This is a genomic window from Polaribacter marinivivus (assembly GCF_042651285.1).
GTDB classification, from domain to species: domain Bacteria; phylum Bacteroidota; class Bacteroidia; order Flavobacteriales; family Flavobacteriaceae; genus Polaribacter; species Polaribacter marinivivus.
Genome location: NZ_JBHSCY010000001.1, coordinates 275,178 through 295,024, shown reverse-complemented (window position 1 = coordinate 295,024; position 19,847 = coordinate 275,178). Strand labels below are relative to the sequence as shown.

The 19,847-nt window shown below is 30.0% G+C and carries 13 protein-coding genes and 1 riboswitch; of the genes, 8 read left to right on the top strand and 5 right to left on the bottom strand.

Features of this window, described 5'->3' with window-relative positions; translation table 11 throughout:
- Nucleotide 1: 1 nt before the first annotated feature.
- Both ACFOWD_RS01365 and ACFOWD_RS01360 read left to right on the top strand, forming a co-directional pair.
- A complete protein-coding gene (locus ACFOWD_RS01365) occupies nt 2-733 on the top strand; it encodes a LytR/AlgR family response regulator transcription factor (RefSeq protein WP_377407487.1) in 732 nt (243 codons plus the stop codon).
- A gap of 39 nt (nt 734-772) precedes the next feature.
- Nucleotides 773-1,288 carry a gamma carbonic anhydrase family protein gene (locus ACFOWD_RS01360; protein ID WP_298989268.1) on the top strand — a complete coding sequence of 172 codons (516 nt, stop codon included), beginning with the start codon at nt 773-775 and terminating at the stop codon, nt 1,286-1,288.
- Nucleotides 1,289-1,353: 65 nt separating this feature from the next.
- Here ACFOWD_RS01360 and ACFOWD_RS01355 read toward each other — a convergent pair whose 3' ends face one another.
- Nucleotides 1,354-1,821, bottom strand: coding sequence for a Spy/CpxP family protein refolding chaperone (locus tag ACFOWD_RS01355; protein ID WP_377407485.1), 468 nt, complete (start codon nt 1,819-1,821; stop codon nt 1,354-1,356).
- A 103-nt stretch (nt 1,822-1,924) separates the two neighbouring features.
- Between ACFOWD_RS01355 and ACFOWD_RS01350 the strand changes: the two genes are divergently transcribed.
- Both ACFOWD_RS01350 and ACFOWD_RS01345 read left to right on the top strand, forming a co-directional pair.
- Nucleotides 1,925-3,580, top strand: a complete 1,656-nt coding sequence (locus ACFOWD_RS01350) for a mechanosensitive ion channel family protein (RefSeq protein WP_377407483.1) — start codon at nt 1,925-1,927, stop codon at nt 3,578-3,580.
- Entirely contained in the window at nt 3,577-4,554 is a 978-nt protein-coding gene (locus tag ACFOWD_RS01345) for an endonuclease/exonuclease/phosphatase family protein (RefSeq protein WP_377407481.1), read from the top strand. Before ACFOWD_RS01350 ends, ACFOWD_RS01345 begins: the two co-directional genes overlap by 4 nt.
- A gap of 3 nt (nt 4,555-4,557) precedes the next feature.
- Here ACFOWD_RS01345 and ACFOWD_RS01340 read toward each other — a convergent pair whose 3' ends face one another.
- The 4 genes from ACFOWD_RS01340 to metK all read right to left on the bottom strand — a co-directional run bounded on the left by ACFOWD_RS01340 (nt 4,558) and on the right by metK (nt 11,888).
- Nucleotides 4,558-6,141: a carboxypeptidase-like regulatory domain-containing protein gene (locus ACFOWD_RS01340; RefSeq protein WP_377407479.1), complete on the bottom strand. Its 1,584-nt coding sequence runs from the start codon at nt 6,139-6,141 to the stop codon at nt 4,558-4,560.
- Nucleotides 6,142-6,183: 42 nt separating this feature from the next.
- The gene (locus tag ACFOWD_RS01335) at nt 6,184-7,839 is read right to left on the bottom strand and encodes a SulP family inorganic anion transporter (protein WP_377407477.1); all 1,656 of its coding nucleotides are present in this window, start codon (nt 7,837-7,839) and stop codon (nt 6,184-6,186) included.
- Between the two features lie 139 nt (nt 7,840-7,978).
- Nucleotides 7,979-10,486 (bottom strand): zinc-dependent metalloprotease, encoded by a 2,508-nt coding sequence (locus tag ACFOWD_RS01330; protein ID WP_377407475.1) that lies wholly within the window; start codon nt 10,484-10,486, stop codon nt 7,979-7,981.
- Nucleotides 10,487-10,631: 145 nt separating this feature from the next.
- Nucleotides 10,632-11,888 carry a methionine adenosyltransferase gene (gene metK, locus ACFOWD_RS01325; RefSeq protein ID WP_377407473.1) on the bottom strand — a complete coding sequence of 419 codons (1,257 nt, stop codon included), beginning with the start codon at nt 11,886-11,888 and terminating at the stop codon, nt 10,632-10,634.
- Between the two features lie 310 nt (nt 11,889-12,198).
- Nucleotides 12,199-12,332: riboswitch (SAM riboswitch) on the top strand.
- A 124-nt stretch (nt 12,333-12,456) separates the two neighbouring features.
- Between metK and ACFOWD_RS01320 the strand changes: the two genes are divergently transcribed.
- The 4 genes from ACFOWD_RS01320 to ACFOWD_RS01305 all read left to right on the top strand — a co-directional run bounded on the left by ACFOWD_RS01320 (nt 12,457) and on the right by ACFOWD_RS01305 (nt 19,846).
- Entirely contained in the window at nt 12,457-13,749 is a 1,293-nt protein-coding gene (locus ACFOWD_RS01320) for an O-acetylhomoserine aminocarboxypropyltransferase/cysteine synthase family protein (RefSeq protein ID WP_377407471.1), read from the top strand.
- 53 nt (nt 13,750-13,802) lie between these two features.
- A complete protein-coding gene (thrA, locus tag ACFOWD_RS01315; RefSeq protein ID WP_377407469.1) occupies nt 13,803-17,195 on the top strand; it encodes a bifunctional aspartate kinase/homoserine dehydrogenase I in 3,393 nt (1,130 codons plus the stop codon).
- 107 nt (nt 17,196-17,302) lie between these two features.
- Complete coding sequence (locus ACFOWD_RS01310; protein ID WP_377407467.1) at nt 17,303-18,466, top strand: O-succinylhomoserine sulfhydrylase; 1,164 nt, start codon at nt 17,303-17,305, stop codon at nt 18,464-18,466.
- A gap of 159 nt (nt 18,467-18,625) precedes the next feature.
- Nucleotides 18,626-19,846 (top strand): acyloxyacyl hydrolase, encoded by a 1,221-nt coding sequence (locus ACFOWD_RS01305; RefSeq protein WP_377407465.1) that lies wholly within the window; start codon nt 18,626-18,628, stop codon nt 19,844-19,846.
- Nucleotide 19,847 lies beyond the last annotated feature (1 nt).

Below are 19,847 nucleotides of genomic sequence, written 5' to 3'. Positions count from 1 at the left end.
TATGAAACTAAAAGCTATCATTGTAGAAGACGAACAAATAAGTAGAGATATTCTGCGAAATTATTTAGGTAAATATTGCCCTAATGTAAATTTAATTGGTGAAGCAAGTACCATTGATGATGCTTATAAATTGATTAAAAACAACGAATTAGACTTGGTGTTTTTAGATGTAGAAATGCCTTTTGGTAATGCTTTTGATTTATTAGAAAAAGTAGAAAATAGAACCTTTGAAACCGTTTTTGTTACTGCTTACGACCATTATGCAATAGAAGCTTTAAACAATGATGCAAGTTATTACTTACTAAAACCGATTTCTATAGACGAGCTCATAAAAGCAGTAAATATTGTATCAGAAATTAAAGAAAAAGAAAATCAACTGCAGTATCAAATATTAACACCACAAACCAATACAGTAAAAGGTAAAATAACCATACCACAACAAGATGGTTTTGAAGTATTAGATGTAAATGATATTGTGTTTTGTAAAGCAGATGATAATTATACAGAAATTCATTTAGCAAGCTCAAAAAAACTAGTGAGTAAAACACTTAAATATTTTCAAGAAGTATTACAAGAACATGCATTTGTAAGAATTCATAAATCGTATTTGGTAAACATAAATGCGATTACTAAATACAAAAAAGGAAAAGGAGGTAGTGTTATCGTTTCTAATGGAAAAGAAATTGTAGTTTCTGCATCACAAAAGAGTAATTTGTTGTCTTATTTTAAATGATTAATTAAAAACCAAAATGAACCAATTAAAACTATAAATATGCCCATCATAAAACCCGTAAATAACAAACACCCACAAATTCCAGAAGATTGTTATGTTGCAGAAAATGCCACTATTGTTGGCGAAGTTTCTTTAGGAAAACAATGTTCTATTTGGTTTAATGCAGTATTAAGAGGAGATGTACATTTTATAAAAATTGGCAATAAAGTCAACATTCAAGATGGTGCAGTTATACATGCGACTTATCAAAAATCACCTACAACCATTGGTAATAATGTTTCAATTGGGCACAATGCGATTGTACATGGGTGTACCATTCATGATAATGTTTTGGTAGGTATGGGTGCCATAATTATGGACGATTGTATTGTAGAAAGCAACTCAATTATTGCAGCAGGTGCAGTGGTAACTAAAAATACAAGAGTTGAAGCTGGAAGTATTTATGCAGGTGTGCCTGCAAAAAAAGTGAAAGATATATCACAAGAATTAATTTCTGGTGAAATAGATAGAATTGCGAATAACTATGTAAAATATTCAGGCTGGTTTAAAGAATAATACAAAAATAAAAGCCCAGTTTCAGATATGAAACTGAGCTTTTTTAATCAACCAATCAACCAAAATTAGTTATCTTCTTTACGCTCTTTTAGCATTTTTCTTTTCTTCATAGCTCCTCTTTTTTTCATCATTTTTTTTCCTTTCATTTTTCTTCCTCTAGCCATTTTTTCAAACTTTTCAAATTGTTCTTTATTAAGAATATTTTTCATTCTATTTTTCATTGCAATTTGGTCATCTAAGCGTTCTGCTTGCATTTTATACATTTCATCTGCAGTAGGTTTAGTGTTGTTTTTTCTCATTTCTAAACGCTTTTCCATCATTGCTTTTCTTTTAGAAACTTTTGCTTTTATAAGAGGTTCTATTTGATTCTGTTGCTTTTCAGTTAAATCTAAAGCTAACGTCATTTTTTTTACAGCTAAATCTGTTTGTTGTTCTACAGTTAGTTTTGGTCTTTTTTGTTTCCTCATTTTTTGTGCTTCTGCTGTTAATGTAAAGGCAAAAACTAAAACTAATATGCTTGCTAATTTTCTCATGATATTCTTTTTTAATTATTTTTTATTTTCAATTCTTTGACAACATAATTCTTAAAAGGTTTAAATTTGTTATGTGTTTAACGTATATTTAACAAAATTGAATATGAAAAAACTAAGATTACTTTTTCTTTTTTTTCCTTTATTATTAAGTGCTCAAGAGCAATTACTAGATACAGTAAAAGTAAATTTAAGTAACCCTAATGCCACTTTAAATACACATCTCTACTTTTTACAACCAGATTCTTATCAACCTAATAAATCTGCAAAAACCATTTATGGTTTAGAAAATAAAAAAGCCATAAGAAAGGCTATAAAAATTAAACAAATTTTAGATGGTAAAGGTTTATTTGTAGACTTTACTAAAGTACCAATAAATAGTAATTATGTAGATTCTATTGGAGTTACAGCAGTATCTAGATACATTATGTTTCCAGATAGAATGCCCGAAATTTATTTAGAAAAAATAGAGGGCAAGTGGTATTATTCTAGAGAAACTATTACTAAAATAGATGCTATTTACAATAGTGTTTTTCCTTGGTACATAGATAAGTTTCAAGAAATTATACCAGTTTTTGGGCATAAAAAAATAGGGTCTATAGAAATTTGGCAAATTTTAGGATTTATCATTTTGTTTATACTAAACATCTTTATTTATATCATCGTAAAAAAAATTGCTTTTTCTATCTTACAAAGAATTCATAAATCTGTTTTAAAAAACATTTCAAATAAAGATATAGATAATGAACTTAAAAAATTAGCTCACCCAATTGCTTTGTTGATTTGTATAAATATTATTGAACTATTTATACCTTCTTTACAGTTCTCGATCACTTTTAATAAATGGATATTCTTAGCATTAAATATAGTTGAAACTGTATTTTGGATTTATGTCTTTTTAAAATTAGTAAAGGTGGTTATGAAGATGTATTCAGAATTTACTGAGAATACACATAGTAGACTAGATGATCAATTAGTGCCAATTTTAAATAACTTTTTTACAGGTTTAGTAATTGTTATTGGAGTTTTTAAATTATTAAATTTATTTGGTGTAGATACCACTACATTAATTGCTGGAGCTACCATTGGTGGTTTAGCATTTGCTTTAGCTTCTCAAGACACTGTAAAAAATCTTATAGGTACTATAATGATTTTTTTAGACAAACCTTTTCATATAGATGATTGGATAGAAGCTGGTGAAGTTGTAGGTACAGTAGAAAGAGTTGGATTTAGATCTACAAGAGTTCGTGCTGCAGATACTTCTGTTTATCAAATACCTAATAGTAAGTTGTCTGAAATTGTAATTAACAATAAAGGTTTACGTTTATACAGAAGATATAATACCAATTTAGGTTTACGTTATGATACTCCACCAGAATTAATAGAAGCTTTTGTGAATGGAGTTCGTAAAATTGTTATAGAGCATCCAGAAACTAGATCTGATTCTTATAATGTAGAATTTACAGGTTTTGGAGACTCTGCATTATTAATTATGGTTAATGTTTATTTTAAAAGCTTAGCTTGGGGTGTAGAACAATCATCTAAACACAGATTACACATTGCCATTATTAAGTTAGCTGCAGAATTAGGAGTAGAGTTTGCTTTCCCTTCTACAACTGTAACTATAGAGCAGTTTCCAGATAAATCAAATTTATCGCCAAAATACAATACAGATAAAGCAAGGTTAGAGTCATCAATCTCTAAAGTGATTAGTGAGTTTAAAAATGATAAACCACCAGAAAATATACCAGAAAACTTATGAAACAATTTGTAAAGTACTTTTTTAGAATATTAGTTTTATTAATAATAGCCTTAGTTGTATTTTATTTTTGGGCATCATCATCTACTTTAGATGAAAAAGAATATGCAAAAATTATAACTGTAGATGAGTTTACTAAACCTAAAAATGATTCAATTTTTAGTATTGCAACCTACAATATTGGTTATTTAAGTGGCATGACTAACAATAGAGCTGTAGCTAAACCACAATCTTTATTTGATAATAATTTACAAAAAGTACTTACAGAAACGAAAAAGATAAATCCAGATATCATAGCTTTTCAAGAAATAGATTACGATGCTTCAAGATCTTTTCATGTAAATCAAGAAGAAAAAATTGCAGCATTAGGGTATAATTATAGAGCAAGAACTGTTAATTGGGATGAGCGTTATTTACCTTTTCCTTATTGGCCACCAAGCATGCATTTTGGAAAAGTAATTTCAGGCCAATCTATACTTAGCAAATATCTTATAAAAAATCAAGAAAGAATTGTTTTACAAAGAGTAGAAAGCGAACCATTTTATAGAGATGCCTTTTATTTAGAACGTTTAGCACAGATAGTAAAGGTTGAATTAAATGATAAAGAGGTTGTTGTGATTAATATTCATTTAGAGGCTTTTGATAAAAATACAAGAGTACAACAGTTTGAGAAAGTTTTGGGTATTTATAATAAATATGCACAAGATTATCCAACTATTTTATTAGGTGATTTTAATTCTAGAGCTAGAGATTATCAAGCCATTATTCAAAAGATTTTTGCAATGAAAGAAACAGGTAATGCTGCTTTTAATTTTCAAAATCCGCCAAATACTTTCGATACTAAAAAGCCTTTTGAAAGAATAGACTATATCTTTTACACTAAAAACTCTATTGAATATATTTCAGGTAAAGTACTTAATGAATTTGGTCAAGCATCAGATCATTTACCTGTTTATATGGAGTTTAGGTTAAAGTAATTTCTACTCTTTCTTTCCTTTTTTAAGTGGTGAGTTTATCCAATATTGATCTGCAATATTTAACGATTCAATTTTAGATTCAGATAAAGGTTTCATTTTATTTACAAAAGAGGTATTTAATGGTAAATCTTTATTAGTAAATAGTTCTTGTACAAATAACTCTCTATACTGGTTAAATTTTAAATTCACCTTTTTATTAATGGTGTAACCAAACACATCTTTGATATTTCTTACTTCAAAATTAAAATCTGTAATAAATGACTTTTCATTTTTATTATCTAAAATATAGACTTGTGAAGTGTCTAAATAAACCATTAAGGTCTTGCTATCTAGCATAGTAACTCTATCTATTTTTAAAAATTTATTTTTATAAGTAGCTTTAAATTTTCTTTTAAATGGTTTTAAAGTCTCTAAATTTACATCTTTGTTAAATTCTACTTTAAATGCAAAAGAGTTTATGTTTAATTTTACCTTGTCAACCTTAAAATAGTTACTACTTCTTGCAATAAATTGGTTATTAAAAGTAATATAGTTTAAAAACATTTTAGAATTTTTCTCAGAAAACTCTGTTGTTATAGCATACTGCAAGTTGTTTATATTGCCATAATATAAATTGTAATTTAATTTATAAATGGCAAATCTTTCTTTATCAATATAAATTTTACCTGAAGCAAAATATCGATTTCTAAAATTTGTTTTTTTTGTTTTAAGGTTTATTTCATAAAGTGTTTTACCATCTAAATATTGTATCTTTTTTACTCTAAATGTATGATTTTCTAAAAAGTCTCTCTCAAAAATATTAGCAAATGAAAAAGACATTTTATCATAATTTCGAACAGCATTTACCAAGTTTAATAAGTTTAATTCGTTACCACCTAAAGGAGTAACTTTATAGTTATCTGAAAACTTTTTAGACTCATTATCATAAGGTACAGTTAAAGTACTATCAACTCTAAAATCGGTATTTGTTATAAAGCTTCTTAATACAGTTTGATTTTGCTTATTTGTTAATTGATTTGTACCAAAACCAGCGTCAAAAACTTCTATAATGCCTTCATGTAAATTTATATAGTCTATATCTTCTTTAGCATTTACAAACTTTTTATATTCTTGATTTACGGGTTGCTGATAATCTCTATAATACCCAATATAAGAGTAAGGTTTTGTAGGATAGTTTTTAGGAATATTTGCAATGGCTTTTTTTACAATACTGTAGGCTAAAATTCGCTTTTCTTTCTTTTTTTTACTTCTTATAACTACCTCATCTAAAACTGTATTAGCTGGCTCTAAGTATAAAATAGTTACTGATGAAAATGTTATTTTAGAAAGTTGTATTTCTTTTGAAATGTATCCAATAGAGGTTATATGTATGGTGTAATCTCTAATATACTTTAATGGTATTTCAAAAAAACCTTCTGTATCTGCATGTGTACCTCTATTTTTACTTTTAAGCATAATAGTAGCAAATGCTATAGGTTGCTTAGTTTCTTTATCTAACAGTTGAAAAACCTTAGTATTATCTACTTGGCTAAATGTAATTTGAAAGATAAAAAGTAAAGTAAAAAAGAAAAAAGGTTTTGTTTTCAATAGAATTGGATTTAATTTTTATTTACAAAAATTAGACCATCCTTACTTTATTAATTCAGTTTTTAAAAACACAAAAGCTTCTTCAACTGTATTAAAAATATGGTCTTCAGCAATTAAATCAGGAATAATATCAATAGATTTTAATTTATCACAAGGTTGTTCATCAACATCTATTAATAAAACCATAATATTTCTTTGTTCTAAATCTAAGATAGCATTTTCAAGTGCATATAAACCAGATTGATCTATATAAGGCACTCTATCCATTCTAATGATTAAAGCTTTTACTTCTTTTGGTATGTTTTTTATTTCCTCTTGAAAATGAGATGTAAATCCAAAAAACAAAGGACCATACAAGTGCTTAATATAGACTTTGTCTTTATATTTTTCATAGAACTCTAATTCATCTTGCCAAGGTTTCTCTCCTTTAAACCCAGCCAATGTTCCTACTTCTAATCCTTCTTCTGCAATATCACTAGCTTGTTTCATAAATAATAACGAAGCCAAAAGCAACCCAATACCAACTGCTTGAATTAAACTACCAAACGTGGTTATTAATAATACAATGATAAGTACAATTGCATCAGATTTAGGAACAACCAATAAATGTTTAAAGCCTTTAGCATCTATAATTTTAAATGCAATAGGTATTAATAACCCTGCTAAAACTGAAAGAGGAATGTATGCAGCTAGTTTACTTAAGCCTAATAAAACAGCTAATAAAAATAAACCATGTATGGTTCCAGAAAGTCTTGTTTTACCTCCACTATTTATATTGATTACTGTTCCTTTAGTAGCACCAGCTCCTGGTATACCTCCTAAAATACCTGCTATTGCATTACCAATTCCTTGTCCTATTAATTCTCTATTACTATTGTGTTTTGTTTTGGTCATATTATCTGCTATAACAGATGTTAGTAATGAATCTATAGAGCCTAAAACTGCTAAGACTATTGCATACTCTAAAATTAGAGAATAAGCACTTGCGTCTATACTAAATATACCATCTACTTGTAAACTTGGTAAGCCAGAAGGGATTTCTCCAATTAATGGTACATCCCAATTTAAAAAGAAACTCGCTACAGACGCAACAACTAAAGCTACAAGAGCACTAGGTATTGCTTTAGATATATAAGGAAAAACGTAATAAATAATTACAGTTAATAAACCCAATAAGAGTGCATTAACATTAAAATCTGTGAATAATCTTGGTAAATCTTGTAATACTAACCAAGTCGATTTTGCTGAAGATAAACCTGCAAATGGAAATAGTTGAAGTATGATAATAATTAAACCTACACCACTCATAAAACCAGAAACTACAGGATAAGGAAAGTACTTTACATAACCAGCAATATTTAAGAATCCAAATACAATTTGAAAAATACCACCCAATAAAAATGTGGCAACTATTATGGGCATGGCTGCTTGTAAACTACCTGTAGTATCAATTGCAGAGGCAACTAATGCAGCAGAAACTACAGTCATGGGTCCTGTTGGTCCACTAGCTTGTGTTTTAGTGCCTCCAAAAATAGCAGCAAAAATACCAACAGCAATTGCACCATATAAACCAGCTATAGCTCCTAAACCAGATTGTACACCAAAGGCTAAGGCTAAAGGTAAAGCAACAACACCAGCTACTAAGCCTCCTGTAATATCTCCTTTTAAGTTTTTTAAGTCGTAATATTTAGCAATCATTTATGTTCAATTTTTTATAAGTAGTAGCATTATAATAAAGAAAATTTACCCAGTTTCTTTTACACTAAATATAAGAACTTATTTATAAAAAAAACCTCGCAAAATTGCGAGGTTTTAAATGTGTAAAAATAATGTTTTACTATTTTGGATCTAAAGCCATGTCTATTCTAGCTAAAGCATCTTGTAAGTGATATTTAGAAACTGTGTTTGCTGCTTTACCAACATTAGCTTTGATATCTCTTTTTAAACGATTTAATTCTCCACGAACCATAGCTTTAATATCAGATTGGTCAATGTTTACTGTACTTCTTTTTAAGTATCCAGCATTAAAACCTCTTTGACTTTTAGCGTCGTTTAACAAATAATCTAAACGCTCAATATGAGCTCTTTGTAAGTTTCTTCTGTAAGTATCAATAGTTTTTCCATTGTATAACTCACTCCAAACACCTCTTCTTAAATCGTAAAACAATGTAGTTATTTTATAAGCATCATTTCCATTAAGTGTTTCATTTTCAATCATACGTGCCATTTTTCCAGGGCTTAAAACACCATTTAACCCTCTTGTTTGAATAGAGTTAATACGTTCTATGTTTCCAGAAAAACCTGTTTTACTAAAAATGTTTTTATCAATCATCCAAGTTGGTGTCTTAAATAATTGCTCATTTAAAAACTTAACTGCATTTCTTTGATGATCTTTTGGTACATGCGTATATACAGCTCCATCTTGGTCTGCTGTTTTGTAGTATTCGTAAACACCACCAACATTAGCAGCAACGTGTCCCATGTATCTACTAAACTGACCTAAAACTTGACCATACATAGTTGCCATTTCTTCGTAAGTTTCACCTTTTTTAGTAGTCCAATCTTCTAATTTAGGTAAAATTCTTTTTAGGTTTTTAATACCATACATACTAGCTTTCATAGCATCATCACCTAAATCTTCTGTTTGAGAACTAGGGTCTACAACACCACCTGCTTGTTGATGTCCAAAACGATACATTGGGTCTCCAGCATGTTCTAAAATCCAAGAATCTAAAATTGGCTTTTCTTCTTTAGCAGTTTTATCAAAAATTGGTCTATAACCCCAAGCAATAGCATATTTATCATATACTCCAATATCTGGCATTAAAGCAACACCTTTATCTTCTGGCTGTGCCACATAATTAAAACGAGCATAATCCATAATAGAAGGTGCTGTTCCGTATTTTTTTGTAAATGTTGCAGAACGTAAAGAATCTACAGGATAAGCAACAGAACTTCCCATGTTATGAGGTAATCCTAAAGTATGCCCAACTTCATGAGATGATACAAAACGAATTAAACGTCCCATAATTTCATCTTTAAATTCAGTAGACTGTGCTTCTGGATTAATAGCAGCAGTTTGAACAAAGAACCAGTTTCTAAGTAATGACATTACATTATGATACCAGTTAATATCAGATTCTAAAATTTCTCCAGAACGTGGGTCACTTACGTGAGGTCCGTTTGCATTTGGAATTGGAGAAGCTAAATATCTAACAACAGAATAACGAACATCTTCTGGAGACCAGTCTGGATCTTCTTCTTTTGTTGGTGGATCTTTTGCAATAATAGCTTCTTTAAAACCAGCTGCTTCAAAAGCAACTTGCCAATCTTCTATACCTTGCTTTATATACTTTCTCCACACTTCTGGTGTAGCTCTATCTATATAGTAAACAATTTGTTTTTTTGGTACTACTAATTCTCCTCTCTTAAACTTCTCAATATCTTCATCTTTTACTTCTAATCTCCATCTGTCTAAGTAAGTTACAGTTTTACTTTTCTGAGCGTCTAAACCGTAGTCAGTTTGTCCTCTAGCAAACCATCCAACACGTTCGTCAAAATAACGACGTTTCATAGGTACCTTAGGTAATAAAATCATAGAGTTACTCATTTCAACAGAAATAGAACCAACACTACGATTACTTGGTGGGTTAGATGCAAAATAAGTTTTTACATGACGTAATTCAATGTTTTCTGGGTAACTACTTACTCTTTCTACGTAAGATCTAGACTTATCTAAACGAGTTGCTCTATATCTAGTTCTGTAAGATTGAGGGAAACCTAATGGCTTAATATCTTCTGTTAGTAATTTAGTAGCGTCTATAACAACACCAGTAGTGTCTTTATTATAAGCTTTTATAGGAAAAGAATATAAAACAGGTTCAAAGTTAGAATTTACTACAGCTTCATGAACTGGTAAAATAGTATCTGCAACTACTTGATGAGATACAATTCTTAATAAAACTTGTTTGTCTTTACGTTGCCAACGTAAAACTTGTGTGTTAGTTTTTCCACCACCAAAACCAATTCCGCTTGCAGTTTTAGCAATTCTAGTTACCATTAGCATTTCTCTTTCTAATAAAGAATCCGGAATTTCAAATAGGTAAGCATTGTCTTTTGAATGCACTTTAAAAAGACCATCATCAGTCTTCATGTCTTTAGTTACCACTTTCCCATAAGGTTGTATTGCACCTTTTTTAGGTTTTGGTTTTGGCTTTGGTTTTACAGCCACAGCTTTTTTATCATCTTTTTTACTTCTTTTCTTCTTTTTTTGAGCCTCAGCATCTAAAGAAAAAGCAAAAACGAATGCAACTAAAAGAAGTTGCGATAGTACTTTTTTTGTCATAATTAATTTATGTTTGAATTGCCCCCGAAATTACGGAAACTAAAAAGGTAGAATTCTTAATAAATTGTTAAAGCCAAAAAAATAATTAACATAAAAAAAGCCTTTAGAATTTCTAAAGGCTTGTTTTGTAATACTATTTATGATTTTAAAGTTGAAAAACTTGTTTTACTTTATCTACATAATCTAATTTTTCCCAAGTAAACGTTTCAACTTCTTCAGAAACAGTTTCTCCCATTGGATTTGTAAAAGTAACTGTTTTTACCTCTGGAGTTCTTCCCATATGTCCATAAGCAGCAGTTTCAGAATAGATAGGTGTTCTTAATTTAAGTCTTTGTTCTATAAAGTAAGGACGCATATCAAAAATCTCTTCTACCTTTCTACTAATTTCTCCATCTGTTAAATTAACAGTTGCAGTTCCGTAAGTATCTACATGTATACTTGTTGGTTTTGCTACACCAATGGCATAAGAAACTTGTACCAAAACTTCTTTACAAAGGCCAGCAGCTACTAAGTTTTTTGCAATATGTCTAGTTGCATAAGCGCCAGATCTATCTACTTTACTAGGGTCTTTTCCAGAAAAAGCACCTCCACCATGTGCGCCTTTACCTCCATATGTATCTACAATAATTTTACGACCTGTTAAGCCAGTATCTCCATGAGGACCACCAATTACAAAAATTCCTGTGGGATTAATATGATAAGTAATGTCGTCTGTGAATAATTTTTGAATATGAGCAGGTAACTTTGCAATAACTCTTGGAATCAAAATTTCAACAATATCTTTTTTGATTTTTGCTAACATTACTGCTTCACTTTTGTCAAAATCATCATGTTGTGTAGAAATTACTATGGCATCAATTCTTTGAGGGATATTATCATCAGAATACTCAATAGTTACCTGACTTTTTGCGTCTGGTCTAAGGTAAGTAATGTCTTTATTCTCTCTTCGTATTTCTGCTAATTCCTTTAATAGTCTATGAGACAATTCTAAGGCTAAAGGCATATAGTTTTCAGTTTCATCTGTTGCATAACCAAACATCATACCTTGGTCTCCAGCACCTTGTTCTTCTGGGTTTGCTTTATCTACTCCTTGATTAATATCTGGTGATTGTTCATGAATGGCAGACAATACTCCACATGAATTACCATCAAACATATATTCTCCTTTAGTATATCCTATTTTGTTAATAACGTCTCTAGCTATTTTTTGAACATCTAAATAAGTATCAGATTTAACTTCACCTGCTAATACCACTTGACCAGTAGTTACTAAAGTTTCACAAGCCACTTTACTAGTTTTATCAAAGGCTAAAAAATTGTCTATTAAAGCATCAGAGATTTGGTCTGCTACTTTATCTGGATGTCCTTCTGATACACTTTCTGAAGTAAATAAATACGACATAATTCAATTTTATTTTAATTGTTTTTATTTAAAAATGATTGCTTTGTCGCTAAAAGAAGTAGGAAATTACTGCTTTAGCATTTTTTATTGAGGTTGCAATCAGTTCAAATTTTTCCTCTTAAATTCGACTGCAAATTTAAGTGATAATTCTAAAACGAAACGAATTTTTAACTAAAATTTATAGATACTTTAAAAAATGTATAAAAATTAATTGAAATCGATAATTAAAATAAAATTAACTTCTTTTTATTTGGATATTAAATTTTTCTGTTGCAATATTTGTACTCACAAAGTTCAATAACTTATTGAAATGTTATCAAGAAAGGTGGAGGGATTAGACCCAATGAAGCCTTAGCAACCCTTTAGCAATAAAGAAGGTGCTAAATTCTACCCAAATACTAAACTAGTTTTAGTATCTCAAATTTGAGAATGGATAGATAACAAAAAAAGAATATGCTAGTTCTGGCTATTCTTATTTTTCTTTTTAACATTTTTCTTTTAAGTACATCATATTTATGATGCATTTGACTTTTGTTTTAATTATTTATTAACTCAAAAAAATAGAAAAATGAGTACACAAAAATTAGCAACGAATGCGTTGCACGCAGGTCATGATGTAAAATCAAATGGAGGGGCAAGAGCTGTTCCAATTTACCAAACTACATCTTATGTTTTTAATGATGCAGATCATGCAGCAAATCTTTTTTCATTACAAGAATTAGGGTTTATTTACACACGTTTAAACAACCCAACAAATCAAATTTTGCAAGAACGTTTGGCTGCAATTGAAGGTGGTATAGGTGCTGTTGTTTTTGCATCTGGTACAGCAGCAATTTCTACAGGATTATTAACCCTATTAAAAGCAGGAGACCATATTGTAGCTTCAAGTAGTTTGTATGGAGGTACTTATAATCTATTAAGTGTAACTTTACCAAGATTTGGCATTACAACTACTTTTGTAGATGCCTCAAACCCAGAAAATTTTGCAGAAGCTGTTCAAGAAAATACTAGAGCCTTTTTTGTTGAATCGTTAGGAAATCCAAAATTAGATGTATTAGATTTAGAAGAGATTGCTACACATGCAAAAGCAGCTAGGGTACCTTTTATTGTAGATAATACAGTGGCTACACCTGCATTATTAAATCCTATAAAGCATGGTGCAGATATTGTAATTCATTCTCTTACAAAATATATTGGTGGTCAAGGAAATTCTTTAGGAGGTGCTATAATAGATGCAGGAACTTTTGATTGGTCTAGTGGTAAATTCCCAGAATTTACTGAACCTTCAGCAGGATATCATGGTTTAAAATACTACGAAACATTAGGTGCTGCCTCATTTACTTTTAAGTTGATTTTAGAGGGTTTACGTGATTTTGGTGGTGCCATAAGCCCAACAAATGCATTTAATATTATTCAAGGTTTAGAAACTTTATCTGTAAGAATAAAACAACATTCAGAAAATGCTTTAGCATTAGCAAAATGGCTTGAGGCACAAGAAGAAGTTGCTTGGGTAAATTACCCTGGTTTAGAAAGTAGTAAATACAATGCTTTAGCAAAAAAGTATTTAGCTAATGGACAAAGTGGTATAGTAACTTTTGGTGCTAAAGGAGGTTTTGAAGCAGCAAAAACTATTGCAAATGAAACTAAAGTGTTTTCATTATTAGCAAATATTGGAGATACAAAATCTTTAATTATTCATCCATCAAGTACAACTCATCAGCAATTAAATGAAGCTCAGCAAGAAAGTGCAGGAGTAACATCAGATTTAATACGACTGTCTGTTGGTATAGAAGATATAGAAGATTTAAAGACCGATTTAAAAGAGGCTTTTGCCAAAATACCACAAGAAGTATTAGTGTAATTTTAATTCATTGAGCCTTTCTTTTTTTTAGAAAGGCTCAAAAAATATATTGTTTGAAACATTCATTACATCATATCATACTAAAGCACTTTACAACAGAAAGTGGTACTCAATTTGAAAACATTAAACTGAGTTATCAATTATTTGGGTTACAATTAGGTACTGCTCCTATTGTTTTGGTAAACCATGCATTAACTGGTAATAGTAATGTAGCAGGAAAAGAAGGTTGGTGGTCAGCAATTATTGGAGAAAATAAAACAATTAATACGCAGAAGTATACTGTTTTAGCATTTAATATTCCTGGTAATGGTTTTGATGGTTTTATTATTGACGATTATAAAAGCTTTATAGCTAGAGATATTGCTAGGTTGTTTTTAGAAGGATTACAGCAATTAAATATTACGCATTTATTTGCTTTAATTGGAGGTTCTTTAGGGGGTGGTATTGCTTGGGAAATGGTTGTTTTAAACAATAAAATCACCAAACATTTTATTCCTGTTGCCACAGATTGGAAATCTACAGATTGGTTAATTGCAAACTGCCAAATACAAGAACAGTTTTTAGTAAATTCTAAAAACCCTGTGCATGATGCTCGTATGCATGCCATGTTGTGTTACAGAACACCAGAATCTTTTAAAGAGCGTTTTCATAGAACAAAAAATAAAGAATTAGAAATTTTTAATATAGAAAGTTGGTTGTTGCATCATGGAAAAAAATTACAAGAGCGTTTTCAATTGTCTTCCTATAAGTTAATGAATCAATTATTAAAAACCATTGATGTTACCAATAATGGAGAAAAAAGTGCAGCTATTCTAGATGCTATTGAAGCAGATATACACATTATTGGTGTAGACTCAGATTTGTTTTTTACAGCAGAAGAAAACAGAGAAACACAAAAATTAATGGCATTAAATAAACCCAATGTTACCTATAACGAAATTAATTCTGTTCATGGTCATGATGCATTTTTAATAGAATACAATCAATTACAAAAAATAATAGAACCAATTTTTAATAAAGATTACAAAAAGCAAAAGATGAAGGTGATTAAGTTTGGGGGTAAATCTCTTGCAAATGATGCTGGTCTAGAAAATGTTTTAAACATTATTTCTAAAAAATATAAAAACGGAGAAAATTTTACAGTAGTAGTTTCTGCTAGAGGAAATGCTACTAATCAATTAGAAAATATTTTAGAAAAAGCAGCTCTAAAAAAAGAGTACTTGTCTAGCTTTATTAAGTTTAAAGAATATCAACAAAAACCAAATTCTAAAGTCGATTTATCAATTGAATTTTTAAAATTAGAAACTATTTTTGAGGGTGTCTCTTTATTAGGTGATTATAGCCAAAAAATTAAAGATGAAGTGTTGGCACAAGGCGAATTACTTGCTGCTAAGCTACTTTCGAGCTTATTAAAAGATTTAAAAATAGAGGTAAATGTTGTAGATGCTAGAGCAATTATTGTTACAGATGAATCTTTTGGAAACGCAAAACCAATACAGTCTATTTCTAAAGAAAATGTTACTGAATATTTTAAAAAGAATAAAAACTCAATAAATATTGTAACTGGCTTTATCGCTTCAAATAAAAAAGGAGAAACTACTACTTTGGGTAGAAATGGAAGCAACTATACAGCTGCACTTTTAGCCAATTATTTAGATGCAGAAGAATTACAAAATTATACACATGTAAGTGGTATTTATACTGCCAATCCAGATTTGGTTTCAGATGCCAAAAAGATTTCACAGCTTTCTTATTCAGAAGCTAATGAATTGGCAAATTTTGGAGCATCTATATTACATGCTAAAACAATCATCCCCTTATTAGAGAAGAATATTAACCTTAGAATTTTAAATACGTTTAATCCAGAAGACAAAGGAACTTTAATAACTGCTGAGTCTTCATCTAAAGGAATTACTTCTATTTCTACAATTAATAATGTGGCTCTTTTAAATTTCGAGGGTAGAGGTTTGTTAGGTAAAGTAGGGGTAGATGCTCGTATTTTTAAAGCGTTAAGCCATAAAAACATTAGTGTTAGTATTATTTCTCAAGGCTCATCAGAAAGAGGTATAGGTCTTATTATTAATGCTAACCATGCAGAAGAAGCTGTGTTAGCCTTAGAAAACGAATTCGAAAACGACTTTTATTCGCAAGATGTAAATCAAATTTCTGTCACAAAAAATGTTGCTGTAATTTCTATTATTGGTCAAGATTTAAGTGAGTTTCATCACCCATATAATGCTTTAATTAAAAACCATATCATACCTGTGTTATTTAATAATACCATTACAGGTAAAAATGTAAGCTTGGTGGTTAAAAAAGAAGAATTACATAAAGCTGTTAATGTAATTCATGGTCAAGTTTTCGGAGTCAATAAAAAAATAAATATTGCCATTTTTGGTAAAGGATTAGTGGGTAGTACTCTTATACATCAAATAATAGACAATGCAACTTCTATATTAGAAAGACGAAAAATACAGTTACATATTTTTGCTGTAGCTAACTCTAAAAAAGTATTATTAACGTCTAGAGGGGTTTCTAAAAGTTGGGAACAAGACTTAGAAGATAAAGGGCATTCAAATGCAACTGTACAAGATGTTATCAACTTTGCAAAAGACCATCATTTCGAAAATTTAATTGCTGTAGATAATACTGCTAGTAAAACCTTTGTTTCAAACTACATTCCGTTAATAGAAGCAGGATTTGATTTGGTTTCTTGCAATAAAATAGCAAATACGTTGTCTTTTGATTTTTATAAAGAGTTGCGTGCAAAACTAAAAGAACAAAAAAAACAATATTTATACGAAACCAATGTGGGTGCAGGGTTACCTTTAATAGATACCATTCGTTTATTGCATGAATCTGGAGAAAATATCACAAAAATTAGAGGCGTTTTTTCGGGTTCTTTAAGTTATTTATTTAATACATTTTCATCACAAGATGTTTCTTTTTCAGAGGTGCTTAAAGAAGCGATTCAAAAAGGTTTTACAGAGCCAGACCCTAGAGAAGATTTAGGAGGTAATGATGTTGCAAGGAAACTATTGATTTTAGCAAGAGAATTAGATTTAAAAAACGAGTTGAATGAAGTTGACATTAAAAACTTAATTCCAGAACAATTAAGAAATGGCTCTGTTAAAAATTTTCTTGACAATTTAGCACTAATGAATCAAGAATATCAAACGCTTAAAGATGCTCAAAAACCAAATCATGTATTAAGATATATAGGTGAATTAAGTGGAGATTTATCAAAAGAAAAAGGAAATTTAGAAGTAAAATTAATATCAACACCTAAAAACACTCCTTTGGGTTCTTTACAAGGTTCTGATGCTATTTTTGAGATTTATACAGAATCTTATGGTAATCAACCCATTGTAATACAAGGTGCAGGTGCAGGAGCTAATGTAACTGCAAGAGGTGTTTTTGGTGATATTTTAAGATTAGCAATTTAGTTATTTAATATTGCTTGTTGGTTCATATTTGTAAACACTAACCATAAACCAATAACTAAGAACTAAAAACAATCAACAAGTAACCACAAACCATCAACCAAAAAAAAATGAAAAATTTCGAAACCCAAGCCATAAGAAACCAAACAGAGAGAACTCAGTATTCTGAACATTCTACACCTTTATATTTAACATCAAGTTTTGTTTTTGATGATGCAGAAGATATGCGTGCTTCTTTTGCAGAAGAGAAGCAACGTAATTTATATAGCCGTTTTACAAACCCAAATACCACTGAGTTTGTAGATAAAATTGTAGCTATGGAAGGTGCTGAGGCTGGTTATGCTTTTGCAACAGGTATGTCTGCTATTTTTTCTTCTTTTGCTGCGTTACTAAATGCTGGCGATCATATTGTTTCTTGTAGATCTGTATTTGGTTCAACACATAGTATGTTTACTAAATATTTGCCTAAATGGAATATAGAAACCTCTTATTTTAAGGTAGATGAAGTTGATAGAGTAGAGAGTTTAATTCAAGAAAACACGAAGATTCTTTACATTGAAACACCTACAAACCCTGCAGTAGATATTTTAGATTTAGAGGTAATAGGTAACATCGCCAAAAAACACAACTTAATATTTATTGTAGACAATTGTTTCGCAACACCTTACATTCAACAGCCTATAAAATTCGGAGCAGATTTAGTAATACATTCTGCAACAAAATTAATCGATGGTCAAGGTCGAGTTTTAGGTGGGGTAACTGTGGGTAAGTCAGATTTGATAAGAGAAATCTATTTATTTGCTAGAAATACAGGGCCAGCAATGTCGCCATTTAATGCATGGGTCTTGTCTAAAAGTTTAGAAACTTTAGCTATAAGAGTAGAAAAACATTGCGAAAATGCACTAAAAGTAGCTCAATTTTTAGAAGAGCATAAACAAGTAGAATTCGTAAAATATCCTTTCTTAAAATCACATCCTCAGTACCATACAGCTAAACAGCAAATGAAATTAGGAGGAAATATTGTTGCTTTTGAAATTAAAGGAGGCTTAGCTTCTGGTAGAAAATTTTTAAATAACATTAAAATGTGCTCACTATCTGCAAATTTAGGAGACACTAGAACTATAGTAACACATCCTTCCTCTACAACTCATGGTAAATTATCTGAAGAAGAACGTTTAGAAGTAGGTATTACAAATGGTTTAGTAAGGATTTCTGTAGGTTTAGAAAATGTTGAAGATATTATAAACGACTTACAACAAGCCTTAACAGCATAATCTTTTAAAGCAGGTTTATATCAAGGTAACAATTCTGGTAATGCAGACGATTATGTGCAAGCCACTTTTTATAGACAAGAAAAGTCGCATACAACAAACTAGATTTACAAGATTTTGTTTAATTTAGTTGATGCTTTTAAAGCCGACTAAATATATTATATGCTAAAAAGAGTTTTATTAGTTTTACTTTTAATCATTTCCTCTTTTAGAGTAGTAGGCCAAAAAAAAGAAAATCCAAAAACTCAATTCACAAATTTTCTTGCCAATTCTTATTACAGTATAAATTTTGGAGGCATTTTTTATCCTTTTACGAATGATAATTTAGCTCCAGGTTATCAATCAGAAACAGTAAGTAAAAATCGCTTTTCTGGCAGAATGTTATTAGGACATAAATTTGCAAAAGATTGGGCTGTTCAGTTTGGTACTATGAGACCTGCTTCTTGGTTTAAATATGATAATATAAATAATATTGGTTACGAAAATAGTGTTTGGATTAATGCTTGGTCTTTATCTTTAAAAAGAGACTTTACAATTTCTGATAAAACCTCAATTTACGCAGAAGCTGGTATTGCAAATGTAACTAGAGTGGGCTTTTCTATAGGTAATAATGTGGTTTATGATGATGCTCATTTTGCAAGTCTAATTTATGGTTTTGGTGTGCAATATTGGTTGAGTAAAAAATGGCGATTATCTGCAAATGGCACCTTTATACCAAAATCAGAGACATACAATCAGCCTTCAATTTCTCAAGCTTCTTTAGGTTTCGAATACCACTTGCAACAAGTGGATGATAAAACTGCAAATGATTATGCAAATAATCAATATTTTTTTCCAAAAAACATATTTCAAATTAGTTATGGTACTGGAGCTATTGGGTATGGTATGAACGAGTTCTTTTCTATGAATATGAATGTAGGAAATTTTCAAAGTTTTGGAGTACCTGTTTTTTGGTTGGGCGATATTAAAGCACAACATTCAGTATCGTTAACATATCAAAGGCTTATTTATAGATCAGAAAAAATCTTCTCTTTAGATTGGGGTGTTAGTACTACCTATTTTCAAACTGCTGGAAAAGAAGATGTATTTGCCTTTTCAATTTTTCCTGTATTACGTTTCTATTTATTAAGAAGAAAAGGCTATGATTTTTACACAAACTACTCTATCATAGGGCCCACTTATATTACAAAAAGTATAATGGATAACTTTGATTCTGGTACAAATGTAACCTATCAAGACACCATGGGTTTTGGTGTTTTCTTTGGAAAAAACAGAAAATATAATGCAGAGTTGCGCATTATGCATTATTCTAATGGTAATATATTTTCTGATAATGCAGGTGTTGCTGTTCCTATTCAATTTACTTTTGGCAAAACTTTTTAGA

Bases quoted from the DNA above. Each gene is read 5' to 3' on its own strand.
- ACFOWD_RS01365 (WP_377407487.1), top strand. From the start codon at position 2: ATGAAACTAAAAGCTATCATTGTAGAAGACGAACAAATAAGTAGAGAT.
- ACFOWD_RS01360 (WP_298989268.1), top strand. From the start codon at position 773: ATGCCCATCATAAAACCCGTAAATAACAAACACCCACAAATTCCAGAA.
- ACFOWD_RS01355 (WP_377407485.1), bottom strand. From the start codon at position 1,821: ATGAGAAAATTAGCAAGCATATTAGTTTTAGTTTTTGCCTTTACATTA.
- ACFOWD_RS01350 (WP_377407483.1), top strand. From the start codon at position 1,925: ATGAAAAAACTAAGATTACTTTTTCTTTTTTTTCCTTTATTATTAAGT.
- ACFOWD_RS01345 (WP_377407481.1), top strand. From the start codon at position 3,577: ATGAAACAATTTGTAAAGTACTTTTTTAGAATATTAGTTTTATTAATA.
- ACFOWD_RS01335 (WP_377407477.1), bottom strand. From the start codon at position 7,839: ATGATTGCTAAATATTACGACTTAAAAAACTTAAAAGGAGATATTACA.
- ACFOWD_RS01330 (WP_377407475.1), bottom strand. From the start codon at position 10,486: ATGACAAAAAAAGTACTATCGCAACTTCTTTTAGTTGCATTCGTTTTT.
- metK (WP_377407473.1), bottom strand. From the start codon at position 11,888: ATGTCGTATTTATTTACTTCAGAAAGTGTATCAGAAGGACATCCAGAT.
- ACFOWD_RS01320 (WP_377407471.1), top strand. From the start codon at position 12,457: ATGAGTACACAAAAATTAGCAACGAATGCGTTGCACGCAGGTCATGAT.
- ACFOWD_RS01310 (WP_377407467.1), top strand. From the start codon at position 17,303: ATGAAAAATTTCGAAACCCAAGCCATAAGAAACCAAACAGAGAGAACT.
- ACFOWD_RS01305 (WP_377407465.1), top strand. From the start codon at position 18,626: ATGCTAAAAAGAGTTTTATTAGTTTTACTTTTAATCATTTCCTCTTTT.